Source organism: Phyllobacterium calauticae, assembly GCF_019991125.1.
Lineage (GTDB): Bacteria > Pseudomonadota > Alphaproteobacteria > Rhizobiales > Rhizobiaceae > Phyllobacterium > Phyllobacterium calauticae.
Window position 1 is genome coordinate 683298 of the sequence record NZ_JAGENB010000003.1, and the last position, 11900, is coordinate 695197.

11 protein-coding genes and 1 riboswitch are annotated in these 11900 nt (G+C 59.9%); of the genes, 6 read left to right on the forward strand and 5 right to left on the reverse strand.

From position 1 onward, the window contains the following. Positions 1-66: 66 nt before the first annotated feature. From J1W56_RS15245 to J1W56_RS15260, 4 genes are all read left to right on the forward strand, one after another. The gene (locus J1W56_RS15245; protein WP_223614087.1) at positions 67-1125 is read left to right on the forward strand and encodes a M14 family metallopeptidase; all 1059 of its coding nucleotides are present in this window, start codon (positions 67-69) and stop codon (positions 1123-1125) included. Then, a complete protein-coding gene (locus J1W56_RS15250; RefSeq protein WP_223614088.1) occupies positions 1125-1865 on the forward strand; it encodes an HAD family hydrolase in 741 nt (246 codons plus the stop codon). Before J1W56_RS15245 ends, J1W56_RS15250 begins: the two co-directional genes overlap by 1 nt. Positions 1866-1993: 128 nt before the next feature. Beyond that, entirely contained in the window at positions 1994-2371 is a 378-nt protein-coding gene (locus tag J1W56_RS15255; RefSeq protein ID WP_223614089.1) for a glyoxalase superfamily protein, read from the forward strand. Positions 2372-2491: 120 nt separating this feature from the next. After that, on the forward strand, positions 2492-3127 hold the full coding sequence (locus tag J1W56_RS15260; protein WP_223614090.1) for a LysE family translocator: 636 nt from the start codon (positions 2492-2494) through the stop codon (positions 3125-3127). Positions 3128-3163: 36 nt separating this feature from the next. On the opposite strand, the gene J1W56_RS15265 is transcribed toward J1W56_RS15260, so the two are convergent. After that, a complete protein-coding gene (locus tag J1W56_RS15265) occupies positions 3164-4852 on the reverse strand; it encodes a long-chain-fatty-acid--CoA ligase (protein WP_319025554.1) in 1689 nt (562 codons plus the stop codon). A 592-nt stretch (positions 4853-5444) separates the two neighbouring features. On the opposite strand from J1W56_RS15265, the gene J1W56_RS15270 reads away from it, so the two are divergent. Then, positions 5445-7076, forward strand: coding sequence for a Na+/H+ antiporter (locus tag J1W56_RS15270; RefSeq protein WP_223614091.1), 1632 nt, complete (start codon positions 5445-5447; stop codon positions 7074-7076). 18 nt (positions 7077-7094) lie between these two features. Here J1W56_RS15270 and ilvD read toward each other — a convergent pair whose 3' ends face one another. Beyond that, positions 7095-8948, reverse strand: a complete 1854-nt coding sequence (gene ilvD / locus J1W56_RS15275) for a dihydroxy-acid dehydratase (protein WP_223614092.1) — start codon at positions 8946-8948, stop codon at positions 7095-7097. A 175-nt stretch (positions 8949-9123) separates the two neighbouring features. Beyond that, positions 9124-9360 carry an Lrp/AsnC ligand binding domain-containing protein gene (locus tag J1W56_RS15280; RefSeq protein WP_105733984.1) on the reverse strand — a complete coding sequence of 79 codons (237 nt, stop codon included), beginning with the start codon at positions 9358-9360 and terminating at the stop codon, positions 9124-9126. A gap of 104 nt (positions 9361-9464) precedes the next feature. After that, positions 9465-9551: riboswitch (glycine riboswitch) on the forward strand. A 215-nt stretch (positions 9552-9766) separates the two neighbouring features. Here J1W56_RS15280 and J1W56_RS15285 point away from each other — a divergent pair. Then, the gene (locus J1W56_RS15285; RefSeq protein ID WP_223614093.1) at positions 9767-11041 is read left to right on the forward strand and encodes a D-amino acid dehydrogenase; all 1275 of its coding nucleotides are present in this window, start codon (positions 9767-9769) and stop codon (positions 11039-11041) included. A 33-nt stretch (positions 11042-11074) separates the two neighbouring features. On the opposite strand, the gene J1W56_RS15290 is transcribed toward J1W56_RS15285, so the two are convergent. Both J1W56_RS15290 and J1W56_RS15295 read right to left on the reverse strand, forming a co-directional pair. After that, entirely contained in the window at positions 11075-11548 is a 474-nt protein-coding gene (locus J1W56_RS15290) for a DUF2442 domain-containing protein (RefSeq protein WP_223614094.1), read from the reverse strand. After that, positions 11520-11750 carry a DUF4160 domain-containing protein gene (locus tag J1W56_RS15295; protein WP_223614095.1) on the reverse strand — a complete coding sequence of 77 codons (231 nt, stop codon included), beginning with the start codon at positions 11748-11750 and terminating at the stop codon, positions 11520-11522. The genes J1W56_RS15290 and J1W56_RS15295 overlap by 29 nt, the downstream gene beginning before the upstream one ends. Between the last annotated feature and the right edge of the window lie 150 nt (positions 11751-11900).

Here is an 11900-nt window from a genome sequence, read left to right on the forward strand (position 1 = left end):
ATAACAAACAGAATGGGTATCCGGCCTCTGCTCCAGGGCCGGAAGTGAGGAACTGGAAAAGCATTGATGAAGACGGAAACGATCCAGCTGGCCGGCGATGTGCCGGGCAATCATATCGAACTGCGTGTGCTGCGTTTTGCCGGCAAGGATGAAAAGGCGGCCAGCGCCTATCTGCAATCGTCGCTCCATGGTTCGGAACTGCCCGGACAGGCGGCGCTGCATTTCCTCATCCCCATGCTGGAAAAAGCAGGCAGGGAAGGCCGCATCGCCGGTAACATTACCGTTGTGCCGCAGGCCAATCCGGTCGGCTCCGCTCAATGGTTGTCGCACCAGCATCTCGGCCGTTTCGAATTCTTCTCCAGCGGCAATTTCAACCGCTCTTTCCCTTTGCTCGATACGTTCGATACGTCGGGCCTGGTTCCGATCGATGGTCCGAAATCCCTGGCTGATCGGCTGAAGGCGCAATTGCTGCGTCTCGCTTTGCCGCACGACATCGTGCTCGATCTGCACTGCGATGACGAGAGCGAAAACTACCTCTACATCCATCAGGCATTCCTGCCGGAGATGTACGATCTGGCCGCGGCGCTCGGGTCAACGGCGATCCTGTCCTGGAACAGCACCGCCGATGCGGCCTTTGAGGAGGCCTGTGCCCATCCGGTATTGCAGCTGCCAGAAGGCAAGCGTGACGTGAAGCGGCGCGCTGTTACGACAGTCGAGTTCCGCGGATTGAACGATGTCGATATTGCAACAGGCAAGGCGGACGCGGAAGGCCTGTACCGGTTCCTGGTGCATCGCGGTGTGATCACCGATCCCGCCGTCACGCTGACGGTTGATTTCAAGGGCCCGGTTACACCACTCGAAAATGTCGAAATGGTGCGTGCGCCGCAGGGCGGCATGATCCTGTTCCATGTGAACATTGGCGACGAGGTCGCGGCAGGCGCAAAACTCGTCACGGTGGTGACCGTTCCCGGCGATCCCTCCGGCGATATCACGCTGACGGCGCCGCAGGCGGGCCGTATTCTCACGCGGCGCAGCCATCGTTACACCCGCCGGGGCGACGACCTTCTCAAGCTCCTGGGTTCCAAGCGCTCCGAACAGGCGCGGCCGGGCTCGCTGGAAGCATGATGCCCCGCACGCATCCTTCGGAAATCCGTGCCATCCTGTTTGACAAGGATGGCACGCTGGTGGATTTCAACCGGACGTGGTTCGGCATCACCATGGAACTGGCGCACAAGGCGGCGGATGGCGATGTGGATCGCGCCCGCGCGCTTGTCGAAGCGGGCGGCTATGACTGGGAGATGGAACGGTTCCGTGGCGGCTCGGTTGTCGCCGCCGGAACGATCAATGACATTGTCGATCTCTGGCATCCGGAACTGACACTGGAGGAAAAGCGCGAGCGCATCCGCAGCTACGATGATTATACGGTGCGCGAGGGGTCGCGCCGGGCCGTGGGCATCGACGGATTGCGCGAAACGCTGGAGCGGCTGGCCGCGCAGGGGTTCATCCTTGGTATCGCCACCAATGATTCGGAAGCTGGTGCGCGGGCAACCGCCGAGGCTTTGGGATTGACCGCATTGTTTTCAGTGATCATCGGTTATGATTCCGTCGCACGGGCAAAACCCCACGCCGACCAGCTGGAGCTGTTTGCGGCCAAGACCGGCATTCCGGCCAGCGCCATCGCCATGGTCGGCGACAACGGCCACGATCTGGAAATGGCCCATGCGGCGGGTGCCGGATTGGCTGTCGGCGTTCTGTCGGGCAACAGCACGCTGGATGATCTGGCATCGCTGAGCGACGCCATTCTGGGCTCGATTGCCGATCTGCCGGATTTCCTGGCGGGACGCGATAAAGCTTTGCGGACTTGATGGAGACAACACCTCTCGCTATAGAAATCCGGTGGGCACCGTCTCATGATCTGATCGACAAAAGCAGCCGCTCCAACCGGCACCGTCCGGGAAAGCCTGCCTGAGCTTTCAAGCCATGAGGTTATGACATGAACGATAGTCCCGCCCGCTCCATCCATTTCGGACGAATCGCAGCCATGCTGCCGGTTGCGGATATTCAGCGCGCCCATGATTTCTACACGGGCGTTCTCGGCTTTTCCAGAACCTTCCAGAATGGTGATCCCGTCGGGTTCATGATTTTGAAACGCGACAATGCCGAACTGCACCTGACATTGCAGAAAGGCCACAAGGCAGCGCCCTTCAATGTCATCCATATGATGGTGGACAATGTCGATGCCCTGCATGCGATCTGCCGGGCACAAGGTCTACGCATCATCAAGGGTTTGAAGGACAAGGAGTATGGCCTCAGGGCCTTCGTCTTCGAGGATTTCGACGGCAACCGCATTGATGTCGGCCAGCCGCTTTAATCTCCTGCATCCCTGTCCTTCCCCGTGAAGGACAGGGATGCGCGCCCGCTTGACCGGCTTCGTGCCATGGGTAATGTCAGCGGCAGGGATGTCCGCAATCTGGCGCCAAGGGGGATGATCATGACCGCAACAACGCTTCTTGCTTTTGCTCTCGTCGCTTTCGTCGGCATAGCCACGCCGGGGCCGACGGTTCTTCTGGCTTTGACCAATGGCTCGCGCTTCGGTGTCCGCCGCGCCCTGGCGGGGATGGCGGGTGCGGTCATTTCCGATTTCGTCCTGATCGGTTCCGTTGCCCTTGGCCTTGGCGCCTTGCTTGCAGCCTCGGAGTTCTGGTTCTCGGTGGTCAAATGGCTCGGTGCCGGTTATCTCGCCTTTCTCGGCCTCATGCTTCTGCGCTCGAAGGGAACGCTTGACCTGTCGCTGCGCGCCGCCACGCACGAACCGCCGGCAACCACCCGTGCCATCTTTCTCAAGAGCTTCCTTGTTGCCGTGACCAACCCCAAGGGCTACCTGTTCTTTTCGGCCTTCCTGCCGCAATTCATCGCGCCCGATATGCCGCAAATCCCGCAATATGCGGTGCTGGCGGTGATTTTCGCCACGCTCGATTTTGCAATCATGTTCGGTTATGCCCTGCTCGGTTCGCAGGCCGTCCGTGTCCTGAAGAAATCGGGCGCGCTGTGGCTCGATCGCATCTGCGGCGGCGCATTGCTGGCGCTTGCCGGTTCGCTTGCGCTCTACCGGCGCGCAAACGCCTGAAAAGAAGAAAGCCGCCTGAGGCGGCTTTCTCGGATATCAGCCGCGCAATTCGCGCCGCAGGATTTTGCCGACATTGCTTTTCGGCAGCTCGTCGCGGAATTCGACCGTCCGGGGACGCTTGTAATTGGTCAGCCGCTCGGCGCAGAATGCCTTGACCGCCTCTTCCGTGAGCAGGGGATTCTTGCGCACGATGAAGAGCTTTACCACTTCGCCGGAGTGCTCGTTGGGAACGCCGATTGCCGCCGCCTCGCGCACACCGGGGTGTTCCATGGCGACTTCTTCGATCTCGTTGGGATAGACATTGAAGCCGGACACCAGGATCATGTCCTTCTTGCGGTCGACGATCTTGGTGTAGCCGCGCTCGTCCATGTAGCCCATGTCGCCGGAGCGGAAGAAGCCGTCCGCTGTCATGACCTTGGCTGTCTCGTCCGGACGGTTCCAGTATCCGGCCATGACCTGCGGCCCGCGAATGCAGATTTCGCCGACTTCCAGCAATGGCAGTTCCTTGCCGTCATCATCGCGGATGGAGAAGTCGGTCGATGGCAGCGGCGTGCCGATCGTGCCGGAGAATTCCGTGGCATCCAGGCGGTTGGCCGAAGCGACCGGCGATGTCTCGGAGAGGCCGAACCCTTCGGTGATCAGGCCGCGCGTCACCTCGAACCAGCGATCGGCGACCGGTCTTTGCACGGCCATGCCGCCACCCAGTGTCAGGATCAGGTTACGGAAGTCGAGCTTGCGGAAATCCTCGTTGTTGAGCAGTCCGTTGAAAAGCGTGTTGAGACCCGGGAAGACGTGGATCGGCACTTTCTGCAATTCCTTGACGAAGGCGGGGATGTCGCGCGGATTGGGGATCAGCACATTGTTGCCGCCGAGTTCCATGCTGATCATCGCATTCACGGTGAGGCCGAAAATATGATAGAGCGGCAAGGCGCAGATGAACGTCAGATTGTCCGGACGGCCCTTCTTGCGGAAGCCGACCTCGACCCACAGGCGCATCTGCGTGACATTGGCCACGATGTTGCTGTGCATCAGCACGGCGCCCTTGGAAACGCCTGTCGTACCGCCGGTATACTGCAGGAAGGCGATATCGTCCCGCTTGACCTCGACCGGCTTCAGCGTGAGCGCGGCCCCTTGCGCCAGCGCTGTTTTGAACGGTGTATGACCGGGCAGGGACCAGGCCGGCACCATTTTCTTGACGCGGCGCACGACCAGATTGACGATATGGCCCTTGAGACCCAGCATGTCGCCCATGGTCGCAACGACAACATGTTTGACCGGCGTCGCCGTCAGGACCTTTTGCAGCGTCGTTGCGAAGTTTTCCAGAATGATGATCGCTTTCGCACCGCTGTCCTTGAGCTGATGTTCGAGCTCGCGCGGCGTGTAGAGCGGATTGATATTGACCACCGTCAGGCCCGCCCGCAGAATCGCAGCGATGGCCACCGGATATTGCAGGATGTTCGGCATCATCACCGCAACCCGGTCGCCCTTGACCAGCCCGCGTGACTGGAGCCAGGCCGCGAATGCCTGTGACTTGCGATCCATTTCCGCATAGGTCATCACCTTGCCCATGCAGGTAAAGGCCGGCCGGTTGGCATATTTCTTGTAGGCGGTGGCAAAAAGCGCGTTGATATTCTCGTAGGGCAGCGGTCCGATCTCGGCGGGAACGCCTTCCGGATAGGATTTGACCCACAGTTTCGGCTCGGGCATTTGGGCGAGGGATGCCACCTTTGCCGATGCTGCCTCGGCGGCTGGCGCCGCAGTTTTGGCTTTGGCTGCGGGCTTCTTTGCCGCGGGTGTCTTGGCTTCGCTCGCAACCGGCGCTGCGGTTTTCGCGGCAGGTTTTGTTGCCGTCCTTGCAGCCTTGGCAGCCGTCCTTACCGCAGCAGGTTTCACCGCACTGGCGGTTTTCGTTGTCTTGACCTCACCGGCTGGTTTGTTCGCGGCGGCTTTGGCAGTCGTGGCGGCGGGTTTCGCCGTTTTGGCTGGCGCTGCCTTTGCAGTGGCGCGCTTGGCTGTCACGGATGTTTTTACCGGCGTTGTCTGTTTTGCCACATTAACCTCCCCTGATGGTTTCCTTGTAGCGGGCCCACGGTCCTCCAACCCTAAACATGCTACTCAACAATTCTATCTATGGCGATAGGCGGTGCGCTTGCAAGTATTACATTGACGTAAACGTAAAATTGATTGTCGCGGAATTGTCGTGCTTTGCCGCCAATTCACCCAATCGGCACGATCTGGGCGCAAAGTTGCCAAGGTTCGCCTCGACAAAGCACCGGCCTTTCCTTCATCCTGCACCGACAATCAAAATGGATTCGCCGTGGAAACAATCACCATCGTCTTGCTGATGCTTCTGGCCGTTGTGGTCAGTGACTCCATCGTGCGCGTGCTGCCTCTGGCCGTACCGCTGCCGCTGGTGCAGATCGGGCTTGGCGCTGCGATTGCCTCGGTCACCAGCATCCGCGTGCAGCTCGATCCCAACATTTTCTTCCTGCTGTTTCTGCCGCCGCTGTTGTTTCTCGATGGCTGGCGCATCCCCAAGGAGGGTCTCTTCCGGGACAAGGGCATCATTCTGGAGATGGCGCTCGGCCTTGTCATCTTCACGGTGATCGGTGTCGGCTTCTTCGTGCACTGGATGATCCCCTCGGTACCCCTGCCGGTGGCCTTCGCGCTGGCGGCCATCGTCTCGCCGACCGATCCGATCGCCGTTTCCGCCATTGCGGCGCGCGTGCCGATTCCCTCGCGCATGATGCATATTCTTGAAGGGGAATCCCTGCTCAACGATGCGTCCGGCCTCGTCTGCATGCGTTTTGCCGTGGCCGCGATGCTGACCGGTAGCTTCTCGATCACCGAGGCGTTCTTTACGTTCCTCTGGCTCGCTTTTGCGGGGATTGCCATCGGTATCGGCGTGACCATTGGCGTCACGCGCGGCAAGGCATTCCTCGCCCGCAAGCTCGGTGAGGAGAGCGGCTCGCAGATTCTCATCAGCCTGCTCATCCCCTTCGGCGCGTACCTGCTGGCCGAACATGTGCATGCCTCGGGCATCCTTGCCGCCGTTGCCGCCGGTATCACCATGAGCTACGCCGAGAACACGGCCCAGTCCATGGCGCTGACCCGCGTGCGCCGCACGGCGGTGTGGGATACGGCGCAGTTCGCCGCCAATGGCGCCATCTTCGTTCTGCTCGGCGAACAGCTGCCCGGTATTTTCTCCGGTGCCGTCGAGAATGTGCAGCACGGCGAGACCAGCCCCTGGTGGCTGCTGGTCTATGTCGTGGTCATTTATGCCGCTCTGGCTGCCCTGCGCTTTCTCTGGGTCTGGGTGTCGTGGCGCGTGACCATGGCGCAGCGCCGCAGGCAGGGTGAGGCCGTGGTCAAGCCAAGCTGGCAGCTGATTGCCGCCATGTCGTTTGCCGGCGTTCGCGGTGCCATCACCCTTGCGGGTATCCTGACGCTGCCGCTGTTCCTTTACGACGGTTCGCTGTTTCCGGCCCGCGATCTCGTCATTTTCCTCGCCACCGGTGTGATCATCCTGTCGCTGGTCATGGCCAGTGTCAGCCTGCCGCGTCTGCTGCGCAATATCGACCTGCCCATCGAGGATTCAAACCAGCGCGAAGAGGATTATGCCCGTATCGCTGCCGCAGAAGCCGCAATCATGGCGATCGAGCGGGCCCAGCACAGCCTGGCATCGGGCCGCGCCGACGCCGATATCTATACGGATGTCGCCAACCACATCATGGAGCTCTACCGCAAGCGTATTGACGGGCGCATGCAGCTCGGGGAAGAGCGCGAAGAGGTTGCGCGGAGCGAGGAGATCGAGAAGCTGCTGCGCATCACCGCGCTTCGGGCGGAACGGCAGGAAATTCACCGCCTGGTTCGGGCAAGGCGGCTTGAAAGCAGCATTGCCACGAAAATGGTGCGGGATATCGACCTACTGGAAGCCCGCTTCCAGTAGGTATCCATTGAACCCTGATCAGTTCCAGTCGTCGGGAATCTGGCGCACCGCACCCCGGGCAGCACTGGTTGCCATGGCGCCATAGGCGCGCAGAGCCGTGGTGATCTTGCGCTTGCGCTTTTCCTCCGGCTTCCAAGCAGCGGTGCCCTTGGCTTCCATTTTTGCGCGGCGTTCGGCCAGGACGGCATCGTCGACAGCCAGATGAATCCCGCGGTTCGGAATGTCGATATCGATGATATCGCCGTCCTCAACCAGGCCGATCAGGCCGCCTTCCGCCGCTTCCGGTGAAACGTGGCCGATGGAAAGGCCGGATGAACCGCCGGAGAACCGGCCATCGGTGATCAGCGCGCAGGCTTTGCCGAGACCCTTCGATTTCAGGTAACTGGTCGGATAGAGCATTTCCTGCATGCCCGGTCCGCCGCGCGGACCTTCGTAGCGGATCAGCACGATATCGCCCGGTTTGATGCCGCCATTGAGAATGCCGAGAACGGCGCTGTCCTGGCTTTCGAAAATGCGGGCGGGACCGGAGAACTTCAGGATCGAGTCATCAACACCGGCGGTTTTGACGATGCAGCCGTCTTCCGCCAGATTGCCGTAAAGCACGGCCAGACCGCCATCCCTGGAATAGGCATGTTCAAGATTGCGGATGACACCCTTTTCGCGGTCAAGATCGACATCGGCAAAACGGCGCTCCTGGCTGAAGGCTACCTGTGTCGGGACGCCGCCCGGTGCCGCCTTGAAGAAATCATGCACGGACGGGTTTTTGCTGCGCACCACATCCCAGCGGTCAAGAGCAGCGCCGAGATTGGCGGCATGCACGGAATAGACGGATGTATCGAGCAAACCGGCACGGTCGAGTTCGCCGAGAATACCCATGACACCGCCGGCGTGGTGCACGTCTTCCATGTGCACATTGGCAACGGCAGGCGCCACCTTGCACAGGACGGGAACGCGGCGGGACAGGCGGTCGATATCGCTCATGGTGAAGTCGACTTCGCCTTCATGCGCAGCGGCCAGCAGATGCAGCACGGTGTTTGTCGAGCCGCCCATGGCGATGTCGAGGGTCATGGCATTTTCAAAGGCGGCAAACGAAGCGATGGAGCGCGGCAGAACCGTTTCATCGTCCTGTTCGTAATAGCGGCGGGCGAGATCGACCACGAGATGGCCGGCCTCGACAAAGAGGCGGCGGCGGTCCGCATGGGTGGCGAGCGTCGAGCCATTGCCCGGCAGGGAAAGGCCGAGTGCCTCGGTCAGGCAGTTCATGGAATTGGCGGTGAACATGCCGGAGCAGGAGCCGCAGGTCGGGCAGGCCGAACGCTCGATGGCCTTCACTTCCTCGTCGGAAATGCGGTCGTCGGCGGCCGCAACCATGGCATCGACCAGATCGAGCTTCTTTTCCTTGTCTTCCCAGACGACTTTGCCCGCTTCCATCGGTCCGCCGGAGACAAAAACGACGGGGATGTTGAGGCGCAGCGCTGCCATCAGCATGCCGGGCGTGATCTTGTCGCAGTTGGAAATGCAGACCATGGCATCCGCACAGTGGGCGTTGACCATGTATTCGACGCTGTCGGCGATGATTTCACGCGACGGCAGGGAATAAAGCATGCCGTCGTGACCCATGGCGATGCCGTCGTCGACAGCAATCGTGTTGAATTCCTTGGCGACGCCGCCGGCGCTTTCGATTTCGCGCGCCACGAGCTGCCCGAGATCCTTCAGGTGGACGTGGCCGGGCACGAACTGGGTGAACGAGTTCACCACGGCGATGATCGGCTTGCCGAAATCCTCGTCTTTCATGCCGGTCGCGCGCCAGAGCCCGCGAGCTCCTGCCATGTTGCGGCCATGTGTGGTTGTGCGTGAACGATAAGGAGGCATTGTCGAAAATCCTGCTGATGACGGGCGAGGGAGCATCTCTTACAGAAAAAGAGTTCCCATGGCAAAAGAATGGAATTTTATTGCCTTGAAGGGGCGTGTTTCATTGCATTGATTACATAAGGCAGATGCCGGGCGCATGAAACGGGACGTAATGTCTCGCCCCGCCGAGCGCCTGTCAGAACGCGGTGAAGGTCAGCGTTGTCAGCGATCGCGCAATGCCTGATATATCGAGCACGTTGGTGTTGATGAATTTGCCGATATCCTGATCTTCCGGAATGTAGATCTTGGCCAGAAGGTCGAACTCGCCGCTGGTCGAATAGAGCTCCGAGACGATTTCACGCTCGAACAGGGTTTTTGCAACTTCGTACGTCTTGCCGGGCGCGCATTGCAGTTGCAGAAAGACAGGCTTCATAAATTCCTCCGGAAGGCTGGGCGATTTTCAGTCAGCATAATTGCTGCGACGCTTCTTAGCCAGTTGTTCTCGTCTCGCAACTGCGATATATATCCCGCGTTCGCACAGGCTATCTGGGAGAGACCGGTAAAACCGGCGCCGATGGAGCAACCGCCCCGGAAACTCTCAGGCAAAAGGACCAGAATAGTCTAGAACATCTGGAGAGAGGTATGGCTTGAAAAGCCGCACCCACCGAAGGAGAAAGCCCTGCCCGGTTGCATGACCGGAAAAAGGCGCCGACGACACGGATGACAAACATCCGGCGGGCGCTCAAAGGGCCAAGCTCTCAGGTTCCGTGACAGATGGGGTTTCGTGCCGTTGTCAGCGGCGAAACTGAAACCATGTGTTGCCTGAGGACCGTTTTATCATGACCCATATCGCCATTATCGGCGCCGGTATCACCGGCGTGACGACTGCCTATGCGCTTGCCCGCCAGGGCTATTCCGTCACCGTGTTCGACCGCAACCGCTACGCGGCCATGGAAACATCCTTCGCCAATGGCGGTCAGCTTTCCGCGTCCAATGCGGAGGTGTGGAACAGCTGGTCCACGGTGCTCAAAGGCATGAAGTGGATGCTGCGCAAGGATGCGCCGCTGCTGATGAACCCGAAACCCTCCTGGCACAAATATTCCTGGATGGCGGAATTCGTCATGAACATCCCGCACTACGAAGAAAATACCATCGCCACCACCAGGCTCGCCATTGAAGCGCGCAAGCGCATGTTCGAAATCGCTGCGGATGAAAAGATCGATTTCGACCTGGAAAAGCGCGGGATCCTGCACATTTACCGCTCGAAATACGGTTATGACCACGCCGTCAAGGTCAACAGGCTGCTGGAAGCCGGCGGTCTTGACCGGCGGGCCGTCACCAATGAAGAAATCCGCAGCATCGAACCGGCATTGAACGGTTCCTTCTATGGCGGGTTCTTCACGCCATCCGATTCGACCGGCGATATCCACAAGTTCACCCGCGGCCTTGCCGCTGCCGCCATCCGCCATGGCGTGCGCTTCATTGGCGATGCCGACGTTGCCGAACTGAAGCACGGCGCCGACGGCGTGGTGGTTGCATGGAACAGGGCATCCGTTGCCGATGCCGGGATAGAGACGGAGCGTTTTGACGCCATCGTCATCTGCGCCGGCATTGCCAGCCGCAAATTTGCCGCCCAGCTCGGCGACCGCGTCAACATCTATCCGGTCAAGGGCTACTCGATCACCGTCAATCTGGATGATGCCGGGAGCCAGCAGTCGGCCCCATGGGTGAGCCTGCTCGACGACGATGCAAAGATCGTCACAAGCCGTCTTGGGGCGGGGCGCCTGCGCGTGGCCGGTACGGCCGAATACAATGGCGAAAACCGCGACATTCGCCACGACCGGGTCAAGCCGCTGGTCGACTGGAGCCGCGAGCTGTTCCCGGGCATGGACACGTCCAACGTGGTGCCGTGGGCCGGCCTGCGCCCGATGATGCCGAACATGCTGCCGCGCGTCGGTGCAGGCACGCGGCCCGGTGTGTTCTACAACACCGGCCATGGTCATCTCGGCTGGACACTGTCTGCCGCCACGGCTGAAATCGTCGCCGGGCACATCAGCGCCGCCATGCCCGTCGATGCCAGCCCGCAGGGCGGCTGGCTCGCTGCAGCGGAATAAAACCGGCTTGCACGCAAAGGAGCGCCGGTTGCCTCAGGCGCCCTTTTTATGGTGTTCGACCAGGTAGCGGGTGGCAAGCGCGATGTGCCGTGGAATGGGCTTATCCCTACGGAAATCGGCAATCAGGCGGCGTGAGACTTCAAGCGCCGCCGCCATGCCATCGAGGCTCATGCCAAGCTCATCCATGGCAGTTCTGAATTCCTGATTGTCGAATGTCACGGGGGGGAGGCGCGCAATCCACGCCGCTGAAAAATCCAGCTCATCCGTCCATTCAATCGCCTCGCCATATTCACTGACGCGCACGGTCCTGAACAGGCCGTCATTTTCCCGCAGTGGTATGTAGACACGGCGACTGGCAAAAGCCGGAGCAAGATCCACGATCTTCGTTTCACCCGAGCGCCATGTGACGGCAACCTTACGCCCATCCAGCGGAACAACGTCTCTGATGCGGGGTAGCGGCAACCCGACATTGATGATGTCATCGTTCTCTAAGCCTGTCCCACTCACGTTCGAGCCTTTCCTTGTTCTGCGAAGCCCACTGCAATGCCGTTTGACGAATGCTCGACGGTACCCAGCCGCCAATGGTGGAAAAATCTGAAATCCTGATGAGCGCTTGATAATCCGGGGTCACAACGTGGAAATGCGGCGGGTTATGATCGTCAGCAAACATCCGGATGAGTATTTTTCCAATTCTGGCAATGGTTGGCATTTTTAAAATGGCCTTCGATAAAATAGTGCGCTATATGCACTTTGTCAATAAATAGTGCGCAGTGTGCACTTTAAGGGTTGCGGCACTTGAAAACGTAAATGTGTCGTTCAATGATGCGGGTGGAAATGGGTTTGGCTTCAGGCAAACTAT